Origin of the sequence: Brevibacillus sp. Leaf182 (assembly GCF_001423865.2) — a bacterium.
Classification (GTDB): Bacteria; Bacillota; Bacilli; order Brevibacillales; family Brevibacillaceae; genus Brevibacillus; species Brevibacillus brevis_C.
Window position 1 is genome coordinate 16,724 of sequence record NZ_LMPN02000030.1, and the last position, 17,794, is coordinate 34,517.

Annotated in this window: 22 protein-coding genes and 1 pseudogene; 19 read left to right on the forward strand and 4 right to left on the reverse strand. The window is 48.4% G+C overall.

Annotated features, from left to right (window positions below):
• Window positions 1-40: 40 nt before the first annotated feature.
• From ASG16_RS20675 to ASG16_RS20735, 12 genes and pseudogenes are all read left to right on the forward strand, one after another.
• Window positions 41-478, forward strand: coding sequence for a gamma-glutamylcyclotransferase family protein (locus ASG16_RS20675; protein WP_370444410.1), 438 nt, complete (start codon window positions 41-43; stop codon window positions 476-478).
• Window positions 479-527: 49 nt separating this feature from the next.
• Window positions 528-1,061 carry a hypothetical protein gene (locus ASG16_RS20680; protein WP_056485538.1) on the forward strand — a complete coding sequence of 178 codons (534 nt, stop codon included), beginning with the start codon at window positions 528-530 and terminating at the stop codon, window positions 1,059-1,061.
• A gap of 89 nt (window positions 1,062-1,150) precedes the next feature.
• On the forward strand, window positions 1,151-1,672 hold the full coding sequence (gene tpx / locus ASG16_RS20685) for a thiol peroxidase (RefSeq protein ID WP_048033942.1): 522 nt from the start codon (window positions 1,151-1,153) through the stop codon (window positions 1,670-1,672).
• A 176-nt stretch (window positions 1,673-1,848) separates the two neighbouring features.
• Complete coding sequence (locus ASG16_RS20690; RefSeq protein WP_056485541.1) at window positions 1,849-2,478, forward strand: TetR/AcrR family transcriptional regulator; 630 nt, start codon at window positions 1,849-1,851, stop codon at window positions 2,476-2,478.
• Window positions 2,479-2,485: 7 nt separating this feature from the next.
• Window positions 2,486-3,189 (forward strand): annotated as a pseudogene (locus ASG16_RS20695) (MBL fold metallo-hydrolase).
• Window positions 3,190-3,262: 73 nt separating this feature from the next.
• Window positions 3,263-3,742, forward strand: coding sequence for a hypothetical protein (locus ASG16_RS20700; RefSeq protein WP_056485544.1), 480 nt, complete (start codon window positions 3,263-3,265; stop codon window positions 3,740-3,742).
• Between the two features lie 85 nt (window positions 3,743-3,827).
• Entirely contained in the window at window positions 3,828-4,748 is a 921-nt protein-coding gene (locus tag ASG16_RS20705) for an RluA family pseudouridine synthase (protein ID WP_056485547.1), read from the forward strand.
• A 281-nt stretch (window positions 4,749-5,029) separates the two neighbouring features.
• Window positions 5,030-5,947, forward strand: a complete 918-nt coding sequence (locus ASG16_RS20715; RefSeq protein WP_056485553.1) for a fumarylacetoacetate hydrolase family protein — start codon at window positions 5,030-5,032, stop codon at window positions 5,945-5,947.
• Between the two features lie 25 nt (window positions 5,948-5,972).
• Complete coding sequence (locus ASG16_RS20720) at window positions 5,973-7,133, forward strand: homogentisate 1,2-dioxygenase (protein ID WP_056485556.1); 1,161 nt, start codon at window positions 5,973-5,975, stop codon at window positions 7,131-7,133.
• 19 nt (window positions 7,134-7,152) lie between these two features.
• Window positions 7,153-7,773 (forward strand): flavin reductase family protein, encoded by a 621-nt coding sequence (locus tag ASG16_RS20725; protein WP_048033935.1) that lies wholly within the window; start codon window positions 7,153-7,155, stop codon window positions 7,771-7,773.
• Between the two features lie 116 nt (window positions 7,774-7,889).
• Window positions 7,890-8,237 carry a PspC domain-containing protein gene (locus ASG16_RS20730; RefSeq protein WP_082517145.1) on the forward strand — a complete coding sequence of 116 codons (348 nt, stop codon included), beginning with the start codon at window positions 7,890-7,892 and terminating at the stop codon, window positions 8,235-8,237.
• Window positions 8,238-8,386: 149 nt separating this feature from the next.
• Window positions 8,387-8,566 carry a hypothetical protein gene (locus ASG16_RS20735; RefSeq protein ID WP_048033934.1) on the forward strand — a complete coding sequence of 60 codons (180 nt, stop codon included), beginning with the start codon at window positions 8,387-8,389 and terminating at the stop codon, window positions 8,564-8,566.
• Between the two features lie 65 nt (window positions 8,567-8,631).
• Here ASG16_RS20735 and ASG16_RS20740 read toward each other — a convergent pair whose 3' ends face one another.
• The 3 genes from ASG16_RS20740 to map form a co-directional block, all read right to left on the reverse strand.
• On the reverse strand, window positions 8,632-9,228 hold the full coding sequence (locus ASG16_RS20740) for a TetR/AcrR family transcriptional regulator (protein WP_056485559.1): 597 nt from the start codon (window positions 9,226-9,228) through the stop codon (window positions 8,632-8,634).
• Window positions 9,229-9,242: 14 nt separating this feature from the next.
• On the reverse strand, window positions 9,243-10,268 hold the full coding sequence (locus ASG16_RS20745; RefSeq protein ID WP_056485562.1) for an LLM class flavin-dependent oxidoreductase: 1,026 nt from the start codon (window positions 10,266-10,268) through the stop codon (window positions 9,243-9,245).
• Window positions 10,269-10,447: 179 nt separating this feature from the next.
• On the reverse strand, window positions 10,448-11,194 hold the full coding sequence (gene map / locus ASG16_RS20750; protein WP_056485564.1) for a type I methionyl aminopeptidase: 747 nt from the start codon (window positions 11,192-11,194) through the stop codon (window positions 10,448-10,450).
• A gap of 132 nt (window positions 11,195-11,326) precedes the next feature.
• Here map and nadE point away from each other — a divergent pair, with 132 nt between their 5' ends.
• From nadE to ASG16_RS20765, 3 genes are all read left to right on the forward strand, one after another.
• A complete protein-coding gene (gene nadE / locus ASG16_RS20755; protein WP_056485565.1) occupies window positions 11,327-12,079 on the forward strand; it encodes an NAD(+) synthase in 753 nt (250 codons plus the stop codon).
• Window positions 12,080-12,081: 2 nt separating this feature from the next.
• Entirely contained in the window at window positions 12,082-12,906 is an 825-nt protein-coding gene (locus ASG16_RS20760; protein WP_056485567.1) for an MBL fold metallo-hydrolase, read from the forward strand.
• Window positions 12,907-12,970: 64 nt separating this feature from the next.
• A complete protein-coding gene (locus ASG16_RS20765) occupies window positions 12,971-13,192 on the forward strand; it encodes a hypothetical protein (RefSeq protein ID WP_048033928.1) in 222 nt (73 codons plus the stop codon).
• A 63-nt stretch (window positions 13,193-13,255) separates the two neighbouring features.
• On the opposite strand, the gene ASG16_RS20770 is transcribed toward ASG16_RS20765, so the two are convergent.
• Window positions 13,256-13,741: a DUF2062 domain-containing protein gene (locus ASG16_RS20770; protein ID WP_056485570.1), complete on the reverse strand. Its 486-nt coding sequence runs from the start codon at window positions 13,739-13,741 to the stop codon at window positions 13,256-13,258.
• Window positions 13,742-13,953: 212 nt separating this feature from the next.
• Here ASG16_RS20770 and ASG16_RS20775 point away from each other — a divergent pair, with 212 nt between their 5' ends.
• From ASG16_RS20775 to ASG16_RS20790, 4 genes are all read left to right on the forward strand, one after another.
• Entirely contained in the window at window positions 13,954-14,583 is a 630-nt protein-coding gene (locus tag ASG16_RS20775) for a DedA family protein (RefSeq protein ID WP_048035903.1), read from the forward strand.
• Entirely contained in the window at window positions 14,576-15,094 is a 519-nt protein-coding gene (locus ASG16_RS20780) for a YkvA family protein (protein WP_056485573.1), read from the forward strand. Before ASG16_RS20775 ends, ASG16_RS20780 begins: the two co-directional genes overlap by 8 nt.
• Before the next feature lie 19 nt (window positions 15,095-15,113).
• The gene (locus ASG16_RS20785; protein ID WP_048033925.1) at window positions 15,114-16,061 is read left to right on the forward strand and encodes a 3'-5' exoribonuclease YhaM family protein; all 948 of its coding nucleotides are present in this window, start codon (window positions 15,114-15,116) and stop codon (window positions 16,059-16,061) included.
• A 122-nt stretch (window positions 16,062-16,183) separates the two neighbouring features.
• Window positions 16,184-17,746: a YcdB/YcdC domain-containing protein gene (locus tag ASG16_RS20790; protein ID WP_056485576.1), complete on the forward strand. Its 1,563-nt coding sequence runs from the start codon at window positions 16,184-16,186 to the stop codon at window positions 17,744-17,746.
• Window positions 17,747-17,794: the final 48 nt, after the last annotated feature.

A 17,794-nucleotide genomic window follows, 5' to 3' on the forward strand; every position in this document is an offset into this window, starting at 1 on the left:
CAAGACACCCTTTTTTCGATCACCAGGAGGATAGATGAGCATGAACAATCAGAACGACAAGCTGCCTGTATTTGTGTATGGTACACTTTTGGCGGGCTTTGGAAATCATAGGAATTACGTAAAACCGTATGAGCATGAGGTAACACCTGCGACGATTCAAGGCGAGATCTATCATTTGCCAGCAGGCTATCCGGGATTGCTGAAAGGCGAGCAGGAGGTCGTGGGGGAGATCGTCATGTTTGCTCCTGACGTGTACGAGCAAGCACTAGCTGGACTGGACGAGCTGGAGACGTACTATGGCGAGTGTGATCCGCGCAATGAATACGAACGGATCATCGTGCCAGCGACGATGGGAGGAACAGGTCAGGTCGTGAACGTCTACGTTTATCGTTATTTGGATCGAGACCTGGTCAAGCAAACAGGCGTGCACATTCCGCATGGGAATTGGCGACGCTACATGCTGGAGCTGTCTGAATAGCCAGTGCTGGTTTTGCCAAAACTGGTAGGGAAAAGGAGGGAGCCCTGCCATGGAATTACTCCATTGTGAACCTGCCCAAATCTGGCGTTACCTGATACCGCAAAATCAATGGATGTTTCCCGACGAAGTTCCAGAAGATGAACTGATCTTTCATTATCGCGACTATATTTATTTTGTAAACAATGATGGCTCAGTTTTGTCCATGCCACAGCCTGCTTGCTTCGAAACGCTGGATATGGGGACCTTGCTGGAGTATTTGGCAACCTCGGACGACACCATCGATTTTGACGATGAAGGAGAATTCGATTACGGTCATGTCTTAAAGCGTATGGGGTATATCGTGCCAGTCAGGGACAAGCGTGAAAAAGCTACCTATCAAATTGAGATTATCAACACGGCGTTGCCGAAAGCACATGGAACGCGGTACGAAATGAAGCAGGTTACCTTTGCTTTTGCCCTCTATCACGCGCTGATGCGCTGTCATGAGCTGAATGCGAAAACGGATTGGGAATATGAGCATGAAGTGAAGCGAATCGCCGAGGTACAAGCCAAGCGAAGCGGAAAAGTGCAAGTGAATCTGTAATTTCTACTATTGGCATAGTGAAAAAAAGTGAATGATAGGGTATGATAATTGAGGTACATACTGAAAGATTTGGTGAGGAGGAAGAAATCATGACAACTGCTGTTGAGCGTCAAGGCGCATTTGTATTCAAAGGTGGTCCTGTAACACTGCTCGGTCCTGAAATCAAAGTAGGAGATACTGCTCCTAACTTTACTGTAGTAGGTGGCGATCTGTCCCCTGTAACTTTGGAAGATTCCAAAGGCACGGTTCGCATCATCTCCGTAATCCCTTCTATTGACACTGGCGTGTGCGATGCACAAACTCGCCGTTTCAACGAAGAGGCTGCGAAATTGGACGGCGTTACTGTGCTGACTGTTTCCGTTGACCTGCCATTCGCGCAAAACCGCTGGTGCGGTGCTGCTGGCATCGACAAAGTGAAAACAGTATCTGACCACAAAGACCTGAGCTTCGGTACAGCTTACGGCGTAGCGATCAAAGAATTCCGTCTCTTGGCTCGCGCTGTATTCGTAATCGATGCAAACGACAAGGTTGTACACGCTGAGTATGTGGCTGCTGCTGGTGAGCATCCAAACTACGAAGCGGCGATTGCTGCTGCACAAGCTGCAAAGTAAGCATTTTTCATAAGGAAGCTCCCTTTTTGTCCAAGTGACGAAAAGGGAGTTTTTTTATTTGCAGCAAGTGGAAAAAATAGTCTTGACGCATATAGTAACCAATGGTTATATTATAACCAACGGTTACTAACCAATGGTTATAAAATTTTCGAGAAGCAAGGAGCTGAATATCTCGCATGGCAAGCAAACAAGAAATACGCTCAGAAGAAACGAAACGGGCGATTTTGACGGCGGCAGCAGACCTTTTCGCAACCCGAGGCTTTGATACGGTATCCATCAGGGAAATCGCCAAAGCAGCCGGCTGTTCCCATACAACCCTCTATATTTATTTCAAGGACAAAGAAGCTCTGCTTCATCATCTATCCAAGGAACCTTTGCAAAGCTTGGCTCTAGAGATGGAAGAAACACTGTCCAAACACGGACGAACACCAGAAGAGAACCTGCGTGAAATCAGCAGTCAGTTCATCCACTTTTGCTTGCGCAATCGAACGATGTATACCTTATTTTTCATGATCAAAGCCTCTCGGATCGATGTAGAGGAGCCGGAAAAAGATTTGCAAACGCTGCGGAATCAATTGTTTGGTTTATTGAGGGAGGCTGTAAGACGTTGCTTGCCAAGTGACATAGAGGAAGAAAAGGCACTGGCTCATGCACGGATTTACTTTTACACGTTGCATGGCATCGTCGGTACGTATACACATTCCGAAGAACCATTGGACAGCTTGATAGAAAGGCTGGCACCTACATTCGCTTTAGCTGTAGATGTTTTTCTCGCAGGAAGTCAAAAAATAATGAACAGGGAGTGACGAGAGAATGATCAGAGTGGAGCAAGTCTCGGCGAACATTTGGTGTATCAAAGCGTGGTTGTTGATTCCATTGCGGGTCTGGATTGTGAGGGAGGAAGATGGCGTTACGCTCGTTGATGCAGGGATGCCATTTATGACGAACCGGATTATGGCTTTTATCAAACAGTTGAATGCAGGACCACTCAAACGAATTTTACTGACGCATGGTCATTCGGATCACGTGGGGGCCGTAAAAAAATCACAGAGGCAGAATCTGTACCAGTCTTTGCCCATCGAATCGAGATTCCGTATATGGAAGGGAAAGAGCTGTATCCTCGTCGTAAAAAGCTGGAAGTAAACGTCCAGCCTGGCCTGGCTCAGTCTTTGCCAGAGGATGCCGAAGGGAATATTGCTCCCATTGGCGAACTGCAACCTTATCTGACACCTGGTCATTCTCCGGGGCATGTGGTGTATTATCACGAAAAGGATGGAGTGCTTTTGGCGGGAGACTTGTTTACTTCCAAACGCGGCAGATTGCATCGTCCTATGCCGATGTTTACGGCGGATATGGCGCAAGCACTCAAAAGCAGTATGATCGTCCGCCAATTGCGACCACGCTATTTGGAAGTATGCCATGGCAAGCCAATCGAAAATCCGGCAGAACAGCTTGATGACTATGTAAAACAGGTCTCTACTACTTTTTCGATTCCTGCTCGTGTTTGGCAATCATAGGGCAATGATCGACTGAGCCAAGTTGTATGAAACGAATCCCCTTTTTCTCGCGTCATAGGTTTGAGGTGATTGGATGAAAAAGGTAGGATGGCTTGGTCAACTATTTCTGATGGCGACACTATTACTGACAGGGTGTGGGAACGGATCGTCCGCGCAAGGGACTTCGCAGCTTGCGGAGCCACCACAGCCAGTCATTGAATGGAGCGGAAAAACTGCTGCGACGGTGCCTGCATCTTCCTGTTGGAGCTATAATAGCGAGGCGATCTGCAAGGATACGGCGGCACCACCGGAACTCGTCGCAGAGCAAAAGCCTGCGCCCCTGCAAGTAAAGCCTGGGGCGACGTTGACTGTCACTTTTGCCCAGCAACCAACTGCAAATACACTCAAGGTAACCCAATGGAACGGTATGAATGAAGTTGAGCAAGCAGTAGAAAACGGCAATCAGTGGAAAGCACCCGAACAGCCGGGCTGGTATTTGTTCGATGTTCGCGGTCAGTGGATGCAAGGCGATGCAGGTCATGCATTTGTCATCGAAGTGAAAGACAACATCTGATAGACAATCCGGACGGTTATGGCCAAACAGCCATGATCGTTTTTTGCTATACTGAGGGGAAGGGAAGACTTAAAGGAGAGACAGCATGCTAGAAGAATTAATAAGCTTTACGGTTGATGAGGCAGATGCAGGGCAAACCGTGCGAGAAGTACTGCAAAAGCGGTATGGTGTATCGCGTCGTTTGCTCATTCGTGCCAAGTTTAAAGGCTCCATTACACGGAATGGCGTCCTCGTATTCGTGAACGAAAAGTTGAATGCCGGCGATAAAATAGCAGTCATGGTTGAAGAAGAGGCGGAAGAGACCGTTGCCCCAGAGGACATGCCGCTCTCCATCCGTTACGAGGACGAGGATTTGATGGTCATCGCAAAGCCAGCGGGATTGGTCGTTCATCCGACAGGAAATCATCCCAGTGGAACCTTGGCAAACGGGATGATCGCTTATTGGAAAAATCGTGGTGAGCACAGAAAGTTCCGAGCGGTGAACCGTTTGGATAAAGATACATCAGGCTTGATGATCGTCGCCAAGAATCAATGGGCGCATGAACAATTCAGCCGCATGCAGCAGATCAGGACGTTGCAGCGGACCTATCGAGCTATCGTTCAAGGGCTCGTGGAGTCAGACGAAGGTACGATTGATTCGCCGATTGGTCTGGCGGAAAATTCATTTATCACCAGACAGGTAAGACCGGATGGACAGACAGCTGTTACCCATTATCGTGTGCTTGCCCGAGGGGAAGGCATGAGTTTTGTCGAGGTGAAGTTGGAGACAGGGCGCACGCATCAGATTCGCGTACATATGAGCAGTGAAGGGCACCCACTTGCAGGAGATGATCTGTACGGGGGAGAACGGGAGCATATCGGCAGACAAGCTTTGCATGCATGGGGGCTATCCTTTGTCCATCCGCGTAGCGGTCTTGCGATGAACTGGGAGGAGCCGCTGCCAAGTGATATGGAGCAGCTCGTCCAACAATTTTTTCCCGATTATCCGTGCAAGGAAATGACCTAGGCAAAAAATTTCGTCATTTCCCTCTGGAAAGCTGTAAGCGTTTTCGATATGATAGAAGAAATTCGTTATAAACATTGGAAACATAACAGAGAATAGCTGGCTGTCTGCGGGGGAAAATCCCGCAAAGATTTTTTTCAGTAGCAGACGAGACCCAGCTTGCGCCTGATGCCTGTTTCGGATCGTTTTGACAAAGAGGGCTTCCCTTTTTATTTTTGTCATGCACCGGAATTGCTTTGGGGGTGAGCTGGGTTTTCTTTTGCCCAAGAGAAGGAGAGGGTTTCATGAAGCTGGTTTCCTATCGAGAAAGAGAAGGGGATGCTTGGCGAGCGGGGCTGTTGCACGAAGGAAAAGTCAAAGATATTGCACATGCTTGCCCGGGGGCGCCGAGTACAGTGCTTGGTTTGCTCGAGGAGTGGGCGAACTGGTTACCCGTTCTCCAAACAGCATATGAGGCACAGGATGGCTGGGATTTAGAGCAAGTCGAGCTAGGTTCGCCACTACCACGTCCCGCCAGCTTTCGTGACTTTTACGCCTTCGAGGCCCATGTGAAGACAGCAAGAGCGAAACGCGGACTTCCGATGGTGCCCGAATGGTATCACTTTCCTGTCTTTTATTTTTCGAATGCAGCAGCTTTTACAGGGACGCAAGCGAGTATTCGCAGACCCAAAGCAACCGAGTGGCTGGACTATGAGCTGGAGATTGCCTGCGTGATAGGAAAAGCAGGAGTAAACATTCCAGTAGAACGAGCGGAAGAGCACATCGCAGGATATTGTATCTTAAACGACTGGAGCGCCCGGGATATACAACGGGAAGAGGTCAAGGTCGGCTTAGGGCCAGCCAAAGGTAAAGACTTCGCAACGTCCATGGGACCGTGGCTGGTTACACCAGAGGAGCTGGCCGATGTACGTATCTCAGGTGAAAAGGGCAGCCGCTACGATCTGGAGATGGTGGCACGCATCAATGGTAGGGAGTATTCAAAAGGAAACTTCAAAGACATTCACTATACATTCGCTGAAATGATTGCCCGCGCCTCAGAGGATTGCTCCTTGTATCCCGGAGATGTTATCGGATCGGGAACGGTAGGGACTGGCTGCATTTTGGAGCTCGGGACAGAGCAGTATGCTTGGCTTGCGCCAGGTGATGTAGTGGAGCTAGAGGTGGAACGCCTCGGTGTGCTTCGCAATACGATTTGTGAATAAGGATGAAAAAAGGAGGAAGGAACGTATGGCTTTTTATCAACGAATGGGGGAAGTTCCACAAAAGCGGCATACGACATTTTACAAGCCGGATGGGGGACTGTACCGCGAGCAAGTGATGGGAACCAAAGGGTTTTCCGGAATTCAATCTATTCTGTATCACCACAATCCACCTACCCAAGTGAGGGAGACGCGCAAATACGCAGATGTCCGCTTGGAATATGTAGAGCAGGTTGATTTGAAGCATCAGCATTTTAAAACATTTGATGTTCAGCCAGGTGGGGACCCGATTTTCGGACGTCGCTACATGCTGGGGAATAACGATGTCGTCATGGCAGTATGCGCCCCGACAGAGCCGATGGATTACTTTTATCGCAATGCGGATGGGGATGAAGTCGTCTTTGTCCATCAAGGAGAGGGAGAGCTGCAAACGATTTTCGGTACACTCACTTACAAGCCGGGCGACTACCTCGTTATTCCCATCGGCACGACCTATCGGATAGTACCTTCTGTGCAGAGTCGTTTCCTCGTTATCGAGTCACAGAATGAGATCGTGCCACCAAAGCGTTATCGCAACGAGCATGGTCAATTGTTGGAACATTCGCCGTTTTGTGAACGTGATATTCGTTTGCCGGAAAAACTGGTGACGCATGTGGAAAGCGGAGACTTCGAAGTGCGCGTCAAACGCCAATCCGTGGTCTACAGCTACTTCTTTGACTTCCATCCGTTTGATGTTGTTGGCTGGGACGGTTATTTGTATCCGTATGCACTGAGTGTTCATGATTTTGAACCGATTACTGGGCGCATTCATCAACCACCACCTGTCCATCAAACCTTTGCCGGTCAAAACTTTGTCATCTGCTCGTTCGTTCCGCGGATGTACGACTATCATCCGCAAGCGATCCCTGCGCCGTACTACCATAGTAATGTAGAGAGCGACGAGGTGTTATACTACGTAGATGGCAATTTTATGAGCAGAAAAGGTATTTATGAGGGTTCAATCACTCTGCATCCAATGGGGATTCCTCACGGGCCGCACCCAGGCAAGGTAGAGGCGAGCATTGGAAAAAAAGAAACACAAGAGCTGGCTGTCATGCTGGACACATTCCACCCGCTTCACGTCACAAAGCAAGCGTTGGAAATTGAGGATGAGGCATACATGTCAAGCTGGTTGCCACCGAAGGAATAGGAAGAGGTGCAAAATCGCAATGGAAATCGCTATTCACGAGATTGAACGACAGGAAAAATACAAGCTCTTGATCGGTTGCATCGTCCCGCGGCCGATCGCTTGGGTCACCTCGTTAGGGGAGGGGGCGATCGTCAATGCCGCTCCTTTCAGCTATTTTAATGTCGCCAGCATTGAACCGATGATGGTTTCAGTTGCCGTCATGCGCAAGCCGGGTAGTGTCCCAAAAGATACGGCACGAAACATCATGCAAACGGGAGAATTCGTGGTGAATATGGTGGACGTACACAATGTGGATGCAGTCAATCAGACTTCTGCTGATTATCCGCCAGAGATCAGTGAAGTAGAGGCAGTGGGGCTGGAAGTTGCCCCATCTGTTCTCGTCAAGGTGCCGAGACTACGTGCATCCCGCATCCATTTTGAGTGCAAGCTGCATCAGATTGTGGAATTAGGTAGTCCGACCACTTCGGATTTGATTATCGGGGAAGTGGTACATGTACATGTAGCGGATGAGCTGTATCATGCAGGACGGATTGATGCTACAGCGTTTGCGCCTGTTAGCAGATTAGCAGGCCATACGTATGCGACTTTGGGCGAACAGTTCGATCGTCCCCGCCCCGTTTATGAGCCGCCTGCCAAGTGATTGATCTCCGTCCAGCGACGGAGGACAAATCCCTCTACGGACCATTTTACCGGAATCGCCTATCGGGTATCCTGTAGATACAAGGCAAGCGGATACTGTAGAGAGGGTGGAATGCAATGATGGAAAGACGACTATACCGTTCTCATGATAAACGGTTATTTGGAGTTTGTGGTGGGATTGCGCAATTTCTGCGCATTGACTCTACGCTGGTACGTGTAGGAGTTGTCGTTCTCACTGTTTTTACAGGAGTACCGATTTTGCTTTACTTGCTAATGGCGATGATCATGCCAAAGGAACCGCAATGGTCATACGCTTCAGACGGTTTCCCGATGCATGATGTACCATATAATGGACATGCACGTATGAACGATTTGGATCAGGAGATTGACCGTCTGGAGAAGCGTGCTTTGGTACAGGAAGTGTATCGCTTGCGTGAAGAATTGGGCAAATACAAGGGACTGTAAAGTAAAGAAGAGACTTCCAGGGCTTTACGCTCACGGGAAGTCTCTTTTCACTTTTACCTATTTTGATCCCACAAAAAAATTGGTCAGCAACTTCTTGAGATCGCTGCATAACATGTAAGGTGGAAAACCTACATAGGGAGGGAAAAGCAGTGTATCTCGGCGTGTTCGATTTGAATCAGCGTTTGGAGCAAACCCGCAAAATCCTGCGGGAAAAGCAACATCTGAAAAAACTGATTGAAGAAGACATCCATGACTTGGAACAAGACGTCAAAGAATTAGAAGCGATGACGACGAAACAAGACAAGTATGCAACCAGTGCTCAGCGCTAAAACAGCTCTATGCGCGACAAAAAGAGGAAGTGGCAACTGCCCGAAGAAGGCAGGGAGCCACTTTTTTATTTGTGAAGCGCTTGGTCCAAAACCTTTTCTACGATGGCAGGAACCATGCGGATCGCTGCACTATCGGTTCCGTACGTCTGGCTATCCGCGTAAGCACCTTCCATCAACAAGATAAGCGTATAGGCCAGCTCGCATGGATTTGCTGCGCCAAGGGCAGTCGTGCGGTCCAAAAAAGCGTCGCGGATTCGTTTTTGATGCGAGCAGACCAACTCGCGAACAGGATGAACCGGATCAGGAAACTCGACAGCTACATTGATAAAGCAACAGCCGCGAAATTCCTCGTTGGTCGCTCGCTCAGCCAGATCAGCAAAAAACTGAATGATTTGCTCCCGTGGCCGATTGGGATGCTTGGCGATGCTCTCTTCCCACTCTTGCCAAAATACGTTTTGCTTTCGGGTCATATAGGCGAGAATCAGATCCGTTTTCGAGGAAAACTGCCGATAGACGCTCATTTTATTCATTCCGGCACGCTCGACGATGGCATCTACACTGACGGCATGGATTCCTTCTTGATAAAACAATTCTTCAGCAGCGTTCAAGATGATCTCTTGTGCTTTTTCACGAGGCACGCGAGGACGTTTTGTTTCCGTCATATACCATCCCCCATTTAGGACTTCCAGACGTCAGCGACAATTTCAAAAGAGCGTACACGATCGGCATGGTGGTACATTTGCGTCGTAATCATGAGCTCATCTGCGCCTGTAGCATCGAGCAACTCTTGCAGTTTGCTTTTCACAGTAGCAGGGCTGCCGATGATGGAAGAACGCAGCTGTGCTTGGACAGACAGTTTTTCGAATTCGCTCCATAGCTCATCCATATTGTCCACAGGTGGTTGGATTGGCTTGAGATCGCCGCGGACGAGATTTAAGAATGCCTGGTAATGGGAGGTGGCCAGTCGATTTGCGATCTCATCTGTATCGGCTGCCATCACATTGACGCCAACCATGGCATATGGCTGATCCAGCACTTCCGATGGACGGAAACAATGACGATACGTCTGCAATGCAGGCAATGTAAAGTTAGGAGAAAAATGTCCAGCAAAAGCAAACGGCAATCCGAGCATGCCCGCCAGTCGAGCTGAGAAATCGCTGGAACCGAGCAGCCAGATCGGGATGTTCAGACCTTCGCCAGGAATAGCGCGGATGGCTGATGCCGACTCGCTTGTTCGTGGACGAAGATATTCACGCAGCTCCTCCAATAACTCCGGGAAATCCTCTCCACCAACCCGCAAATCGCGGCGCAGCGCACGAGCTGTTCGTTGGTCCGCCCCGGGTGCGCGTCCCAAACCTAAGTCGATCCGGCCTGGATAGAGAGACTCCAGTGTCCCGAATTGCTCGGCGATCACGAGTGGAGCATGATTGGGCAGCATAATGCCGCCTGAGCCAACACGGATTTTGCTGGTGCCGCCGGCAATATAACCGATGAGAACAGAGGTGGCAGAGCTGGCGACACTGGGCATTGCGTGGTGTTCGGCAAGCCAATAACGAGTAAAGCCCCAATTTTCCACCTGTTGCGCTAGATTGAGACTGTTTTTATACGATTCAGCGGCGTTGCTACCCTCGGTAATGGGTGCTAAATCGAGAACGGACAATGGGATATCTCGTAGTTGCTTCGAGGAGATTGTATCGGACATGGGATGAAACCCTCCTTGTACTTAGCGGTTGCTGGTCGGATAAGTTTGTTACTGGATAGTAACAAAGCGTACTTGCATCATACGGAGCAGAACAAGGGATGTCAACGCTTGGATGTGCGACCGAGCACATTGGGAGAAAAAGAAAAAGCCCTGACAATGCAAGGGCTTTACGTACATCCTTATTGTTTTGTTAAGATAACAGGTCCATTCGCGGTAATGGCGAGGGTGTGCTCGAATTGAGCGGACAGCTTCCCATCGCGAGTACGTGCTGTCCAACCATCTTCATCGACCGTCGCATGGTACGTTCCGATGTTCAGCATGGGCTCAATGGTAATGACCATGCCTTCTTTAAGGCGTTGACCTCTGCCAGGAGGGCCAAAGTGAGGAACGAACGGCTCCTCATGCATTTCCTGACCAATACCATGTCCGGTAAAATCACGCACGACAGAATAGCCTTGTGCTTGTGCATACGTTTGGATGGCGTGGGAAATGTCACCGATCCGATTGCCTACGACAGCTTGCTCAATACCGAGATACAGCGATTTTTCAGTGACTTCCAGCAGTTTTTTCGCTTCTGGGGACACTGTTCCCACTTCATAAGACCAAGCGGAGTCAGCCAGCCAACCGTTTTTGCGAACAACCATGTCGATAGTGACGATATCGCCATCACGCAAAGGCTCTTTTTTCGGGAAGCCATGGCAGATGACATCATTTACTGAACCGCATGTGGCATAGGGATATCCATGAAACCCTTTTTGCTCAGGGGTCGCGCCATTTTCAGCCAAAAATTCTTCTACGAATTGATCAATCTCCCAGGTAGAAATGCCTGGACGAATCATCTTGGCAATCTCACGATGACAAGCAGCCAAAATTTTGCCTGCTGCATGCATGAGTTCAATTTCTTCAGGTGTCTTGAGGATAATCATCGACTCTCTCCTTCTCCTCGTTAGTCAAGAACTCTTTATAGTATATAGTGTAGTCCTGTTCTGCGCCAATTGCCACACCGAAAACGGCATGGTAGGATGAGGGAGAAATAATCAACCCTGGGGGTAGGTAGCGTGGACAAGTTTCAAGAACATCTGGCGAACTACCAGATTCATGTAAAAGAAGACGTGGAAAAACGTGTTGCCTTTATTCGTGAGCAAATTGACGGAAATGGTCTCGGCGGTGCAGTCGTTGGTATTTCTGGTGGGATTGACAGTGCCGTTACGGCAGCGCTGTGTGTTCGTGCATTGGGCTCTGAACGCGTCATTGGCGTTTGGTTGCCTGCTTACTCGCAAACCGTTCATGAAACAGATTCCAAGCAACTTGCTGAAGCGATTGGATTCAATTTGCACACGGTTGATGTAGGGCCTGCCTACGACGCTTTGGTTCCTGCTATCGAGAGTGTACTTGGGCTTGATGACAAAACAAAGGGAAATACAAAGGCTCGTTTGCGCATGACAGTGTTGTACGCCATCGCGAACCAAAAAGGATACCTGGTAGCGGATACGTGCAACCGCAGCGAGATTCATGTTGGCTATATGACAAAAGGCGGAGACGGTCTTGCCGACTTTAATCCAGTAGCAAGCCTGACCAAGCATGAGATGCGAATTCTCGCTGCTGAGCTCGGGGTGCCTGGAGAGATCATTACGAAGCCGCCTTCTGCCGATTTGTGGGAAGGGCAGACGGATGAACAGGAGATGGGCTTCACCTATGAGGACCTGGATCGTTTACTGATTACAGGCGAAACTCGACCGGAAGCTAAAGAACGCATCGATTACCTGCATCGAATCTCTGAGCATAAGCGCAACATCATGCCAGGCATATAGATATGCCACAATCCTACAAGCTGTTTACAAGTTGTCTGTGGCAAACGACCAGTGCAGTCGTATCAACCGAGCAACGACTCTACTTGTTTGATCCGGCCTATTTTCCCCATGAGATAGAGGCGATTGCTGACTATGTGCAAAGGGAAAGGAATGGAAGAGAGCTCGTTCTCGTCCTGACTCACGGAGATTGGGATCATGTTGTCGGGGCCGGCAAATTTCCGGATGCCACAATCATTGCACAAAAGGAAATCCTCACCGATGGTCGGATCGAGGATAAGCTGAACAAGGCAAAACGGTTTGATGGCTCGTATTACGTGGTCAGATCGTATGAAGTAGGAATGCCAAAGTTCACCAAGCTTGTGGAGGATGCACAAGCTTGGCAGGAGGTCTTTTTCCTGCCTGTACCAGGACATACACCTGATCAGATGGCGACCTTGTTCCGGGAGCAGAAGCTGCTTGTTGTCGGTGACATGCTATCCAATTTGGAGTTCCCGTTTATCGATGACAGCCGCGCCTATTTGGAGAGTCTGGAAAAAATCGAGCGGTTGGTCCTTCTGGGAGAAGTGGAAGAAGTCATTCCTGGACACGGAGTACCTGCAAAAGGACGCGAGGAAATTCTGCATCGAATTGCACGAGATCGCCAGTATTTGTTGGATGCACGTGCAGTTGTTTTCGAGGGAATCGCCAATAATGTAGAGGAAGATGTACTTACAGAGCAGTTTTCCCAACTGATGTATGATGGTGTATCGATTGATGAACATCTCCGTTCTGCCCATGACCAAAACCGGGATCAACTATGCAAGGAAGCTATTTCGCAGAAAGGTTGATTATTCCACGGTTTTATAAGATAATAGGGGTTACGCAAATCTTGCTAGGAAAGAGGTGGAACAGATGTCTACGACTGAATTGATGCTGAGAACAAGTCTGGAAGGACGTGTGAAGCGTACGTTGCAAACATACTTCCGTCGCCCTAACGACGTGTTGATCAAGGAAAGCCTCGGAGCGAACGGTTTGTCCCCAGAGCAAGTGGAAGTAACCGTGGAGCTCTTGAAAGAAGACAAAACTGTTGCCGAAATCATGGAGCACCTGCACGATCAAGGCTACTTTGCATAACATTGCGAGCAAAAAAGACCGGACTGACATTCGATTGTCGGACCGGTCTTTTTCGTTCAGTGACTAAGGAGTAGGGCTTTCCTCAGGCAATGAGCGCCGTAATTTCTTGCGGCGATACAATTGAAGGCCAGTTAAAACGAGAAAGTAGCTCATGAACGCGACAATCAGTCCCATGATGGCACTCCCGGTAAAATAGACAAGTCCTTTTTCTTTCACCCAGACAAGCCATTGCATCCCGGACTCGTGATGGATCAAATGCCCTTGTAACGGTTTGCCGATCAACACGTATCCAATATTGTAATTAAAAAGGATGAAAAGCGGTAAGATGAGCTTTCCGATGACAAACGCAACCAAACCAGCGGGCAAACTGGCACGAAGCAGCTTGCAAAGCGGGAAAAGCAATAAAAACGCGAGGCCAAAAGTAGGCAGGGTAATGAACTCGATGAAGATTCCGAGCGAAAATCCGCGGGCGACAAAAGCTGGAGCCCCTTTCATTCTCAGCACCTTGTAGTATTCGAATTTTAGCCTTCGATATGTTTTATTCCACATCCGTGCTATCCCTCGTTTGTCCCAAGTCATTTGTCTGTAATATCCCCTAAGAGTAAGGCGAATGGTGAAGCTGGATTCGTTTTTCAATTGATGATGTAGAGTATCTCCAAGTTGGCAAAAATTAATAGTTGCCATACGAGCTCTGATTTGTGAATGCGCCTTTCTTTTGGCATAATGGAAGAGGGCAGCTTGCTGGAAAAGTGGTGACATTCGTGGAAGATGTAATGGGAACCTTCGGTGACTATATTGCGCAATATGGGTATGGCGCCTTGTTTGGATTGTTCTTTCTAGGAATTTTGGGGATGCCCTTGCCTGAAGAAACGCTGCTCGTTTTTTCTGGATTTCTTGTCTCAACGGGAAAATTAGAATATTGGCCTACTTTTTTCGTCTGCTTTCTCGGTTCCGTTACAGCGATGACGGTGGCATACTGGATCGGCAGAACATTAGGCTACACTTTTCTCGAACGATATGGGAAACGACTGGGGATGGGCTATACAGTTTACAAAAAAACGGAAGAGTGGTTTAATCGCGTCGGTAAATGGGCGCTTCCGCTAGGCTATTTCATCCCTGGTGTTCGTCAGTTTACGGCCTATTTCGCCGGAATTACGCGATTGCCATTTCCGACTTTCATGCTCTATACCTATTTGGGTGGGCTGTTTTGGAGCTTGCTTTTTGTGACGCTTGGCTGGCAATTAGGAGAACGTTGGGATGAGCTGTTTGATTTGATTGCTCGTAACCTCGCGATTTTCTTTATCGCTTTGCTCGCATTGATCGCAGCCTGGTCGTATTTCAGGCACAAGGCGAATGTAAAAAAACAACTACGGAGGGATCAGAATGAGTGAAGAAAACCGCAACGAAAATCTACTGCCTGTGGTTCAGAAGCCGACCGAACTGGTTCCTGTAGTATTACCGGAAAAGCATCAGCGATTTTATGATAAATTGCGTGAGAAAATCGAAGCGTTCATTCGAGACAAGGGAGTCAATGATTCTGTAGCCAACTTTATACTGCTTGCACCAGATTTGTTTGTTCTCTTGGCTCGCCTTATGCTGGACAAGCGCGTAGGTGTTCAATCAAAAGCGATAGCGGGAGTAGCGGTTGCCTACTTCATTACCCCGGTTGATTTTATTCCGGAGGTATTAGTCGGCGGATTCGGGCTTGTGGACGACGTCATTTTGGCTGTTTATGCGTTGCGCAAGATTTTGGTGGATATCGATGAATCGATTGTACGTGAGCATTGGAATGGCGAAGAAGACCTCTTGGCTGTCATTACGAAGGTGGTTCGATCAGCGGATGATCTGGTCGGCAAGAAAATAGTGAAAAAGCTGGAAGAAACCCTGTTCCGAAAAAAATAAGCTAGGATGGGACAAATAGATGAAATATTTATTGGATTATCAAGAGGGAGAGCGTGTTGTCGCTTTTTGCTTGATTAAAAACAAAGAAGCAGGCGTAGCGAGTAACCAGAGTGAATACTTGAACTTGGAGTTGGGAGATCGCTCCGGTACGATCAGTGCAAAGCTGTGGGATGTCAATGCAGAAATGAAGGAATGGATTAACGTCAAGGCTGTCGTGAAGATCGACGCTGCCGTCCAAGTGTATCGTGGGAAAAAGCAACTGGTGATTCAACGAATCAGACCGGCTGGTGCATCCGACGAAGTTCAGATGGAGTCGCTTATTCCGATTTCACCAGTTCCAGTAGAGGAACTGTGGACAAAGCTTACCCATGCAGTCGACAGCCTGCAGAGTGCCACGCTCAAGGCCATTATTCAAGAAGCGCTGGCAACAGAGGAGATTCAGGATCGTCTTCGCCATTATCCGGCTGGCGTTCGCATGCACCACAACTATTATCATGGTTTGCTCGAGCATATTGTCTCCCTGTTGACAGCGGCACAGAGCCTCTTGCCACTGTATCCACAAGTAGACAGGGATGTATTGATTGCGACTTGTATCTTACACGATATTGGAAAACTGTACGAGCTGTCTGATCCCATCGCCCCGGACTACACCACGCCAGGTCAGTTAATTGGTCACTTGGTTATGGGAGTCGAGATGGTAAGCGGTATTTGCCGCAAGCTAGATATTTCTTTAGGGGACGCGGAAGTTCTGCACTTGAAGCATTGCATTTTGAGTCATCATGGAGAGGTAGAGAACGGCTGGGGTAGTGCTGTATCTGGAAAAACGCCTACAGCTGTCATGTTCCATTACCTGGATCAGATCGACAGCAAAATGAACGCTTTGAGCCAAACACTAGCGGACATGACAGAAGAAGAGGAATGGGCGTACGCTGGCGTGCTTAGACGTAAAGTCTGGCGCGGGTATTAATTCATGGACCAAAAAGCCAACTGCTAAGCAAAACGAGCAGTTGGCTTTTTTTAGATAAATCAGAAACGTTTTTGCAGGATGCTCGTCTTAACAGTAATGTCTTGTAATGAGGAGGTATTCAAGTGAAAAAGCGAAACAGAGCTGCCATGTTTGTGTTGGCAGTCAGCATGGTCACGACACCAGTGGCACTTCTGCATCCGTTGTCTTCTTATGCGTATGATGGCAAATCAAGTTTGGAGCCTATTCAGTTGCCAGAAGACATTGCACACTTGTTAACAGAATTGAAAGAGGACTATGTGCCTCTCATGAAGGGTCTTCATGTGGACTCATACGGAGGGACAAGCAAATCGGGGTATGTCATTAATCTTTCGGATCGAAAGAGTATCATTACCACGAATACGACGCTCACTATCTCCACAAATGCAGAGGGAGATATGACCAGTTTTGTCCTGCATGATGTGAATCGGGACAAAGCAACCAAAATCAATAAAAAGGAAGTCTATCAAAAGGCTGTCGATTTTATTCGAAACTACATAGCGGTTGACCATGTTATTTCCCCGCAAGCGATGCTTTCTTACGATCGTGTATCTGAGCTGGATCATCTGGCGGTTGTCAGTGTCTACCCACAGTTGAACAACACATGGGTGGACAAAGAGACAGCACGGGTCATGGTTGACGCAAAGGGTCAGGTTGTCGATTTTCAGCAAGAAAAGCTAAAGCTTCCTACCGCAGAAGAAGTAGCAGACCCAAGCAAGGCTGTAGCGCTTGAAAAGGCAATGAAGGAGTGGCAAGACAAGGTATCCTTGGAATTGGTCTACGATGAGTCAGCGGGCAAGCTCGTTTACGTGCCTGACCAATTGCCAACGATAGATGCTCTGACTGGTGAAGAAGTTCCGTCTGTGTATAAAACAACGAATGAGACGATGAAAATCAAAGGAACAGCAGACATGGGAGTCTGGCGAGATACGAAAAAAATGGAGCAGATGCTCGAGAAGGATTTTGGGCTGAAGCTGAATCAACGCACGTACAAAAATGTAAAAGAAGACAAGAAGTACAAAAACAGTGACATCGATCGCCATGAATGGAATGCAAGTTCGTATCAAAGCGCGTGGATTACGCTCGACCGTAAAACAAAATCACCCATTGAATTCAAGCTGGACGGTCCCGTAGAAAAGGAGCTTGAGAAGCCGCTCACACATGATGAGGCAAAAGACATCGCCGTACAATTTGTGGAAAAATACTTATCGTCCAAAGAACAATCTTTCTCCATAAAAGAGACGCGTCTGGTAGAAAATCTGCCGGGCTGGGCGGATCAAAATCTGGTGCGGCCGATCAGTAGCTTTGCTTTTCATCCTGAGATTGATGGTATCCCAACCAAAAGACCACTGTTTTACATGGAAGTGGACGCAAAGAAGGGCAATGTAGTCCTTGCTCAAGTAAATGAGCTGCCGTCCATGCCTGCTACCATCAGGAAAGACGGTATTGTCAAGGATGAGAAAGCAAAGGATGCGTATGTCAAAGAAGCAAATCTGCGCTTGGCATACTGGTATCCGAAGGTAGGTGCGCATTCAGCGAAACTGCCGCAGTTGGCCTATTTACCGACAGCAGATGCCAAGTCTTTGCAGATCGATGCTGCTACGGGTGCAGTGGAAGAAACCTGGCTGGGATGGAAAGCTACCCAATAACCAAAACCCGATATGGCGTAGAAGCCATGTCGGGTTTTCCCTTTCATC

What these genes read in the sequence shown, in the direction of transcription:
- ASG16_RS20730 (WP_082517145.1), top strand. Translation starts at nt 7,890, where the DNA reads ATGATGGAAAGACGACTATACCGTTCTCATGATAAACGGTTATTTGGA.
- ASG16_RS20780 (WP_056485573.1), top strand. Translation starts at nt 14,576, where the DNA reads ATGAGTGAAGAAAACCGCAACGAAAATCTACTGCCTGTGGTTCAGAAG.
- ASG16_RS20720 (WP_056485556.1), top strand. Translation starts at nt 5,973, where the DNA reads ATGGCTTTTTATCAACGAATGGGGGAAGTTCCACAAAAGCGGCATACG.
- ASG16_RS20690 (WP_056485541.1), top strand. Translation starts at nt 1,849, where the DNA reads ATGGCAAGCAAACAAGAAATACGCTCAGAAGAAACGAAACGGGCGATT.
- map (WP_056485564.1), bottom strand. Translation starts at nt 11,194, where the DNA reads ATGATTATCCTCAAGACACCTGAAGAAATTGAACTCATGCATGCAGCA.
- ASG16_RS20700 (WP_056485544.1), top strand. Translation starts at nt 3,263, where the DNA reads ATGAAAAAGGTAGGATGGCTTGGTCAACTATTTCTGATGGCGACACTA.
- ASG16_RS20675 (WP_370444410.1), top strand. Translation starts at nt 41, where the DNA reads ATGAACAATCAGAACGACAAGCTGCCTGTATTTGTGTATGGTACACTT.
- ASG16_RS20760 (WP_056485567.1), top strand. Translation starts at nt 12,082, where the DNA reads ATGCCACAATCCTACAAGCTGTTTACAAGTTGTCTGTGGCAAACGACC.
- ASG16_RS20785 (WP_048033925.1), top strand. Translation starts at nt 15,114, where the DNA reads ATGAAATATTTATTGGATTATCAAGAGGGAGAGCGTGTTGTCGCTTTT.
- ASG16_RS20680 (WP_056485538.1), top strand. Translation starts at nt 528, where the DNA reads ATGGAATTACTCCATTGTGAACCTGCCCAAATCTGGCGTTACCTGATA.
- tpx (WP_048033942.1), top strand. Translation starts at nt 1,151, where the DNA reads ATGACAACTGCTGTTGAGCGTCAAGGCGCATTTGTATTCAAAGGTGGT.
- ASG16_RS20740 (WP_056485559.1), bottom strand. Translation starts at nt 9,228, where the DNA reads ATGACGGAAACAAAACGTCCTCGCGTGCCTCGTGAAAAAGCACAAGAG.
- ASG16_RS20715 (WP_056485553.1), top strand. Translation starts at nt 5,030, where the DNA reads ATGAAGCTGGTTTCCTATCGAGAAAGAGAAGGGGATGCTTGGCGAGCG.
- ASG16_RS20765 (WP_048033928.1), top strand. Translation starts at nt 12,971, where the DNA reads ATGTCTACGACTGAATTGATGCTGAGAACAAGTCTGGAAGGACGTGTG.
- ASG16_RS20745 (WP_056485562.1), bottom strand. Translation starts at nt 10,268, where the DNA reads ATGTCCGATACAATCTCCTCGAAGCAACTACGAGATATCCCATTGTCC.
- ASG16_RS20770 (WP_056485570.1), bottom strand. Translation starts at nt 13,741, where the DNA reads ATGTGGAATAAAACATATCGAAGGCTAAAATTCGAATACTACAAGGTG.
- ASG16_RS20705 (WP_056485547.1), top strand. Translation starts at nt 3,828, where the DNA reads ATGCTAGAAGAATTAATAAGCTTTACGGTTGATGAGGCAGATGCAGGG.
- ASG16_RS20725 (WP_048033935.1), top strand. Translation starts at nt 7,153, where the DNA reads ATGGAAATCGCTATTCACGAGATTGAACGACAGGAAAAATACAAGCTC.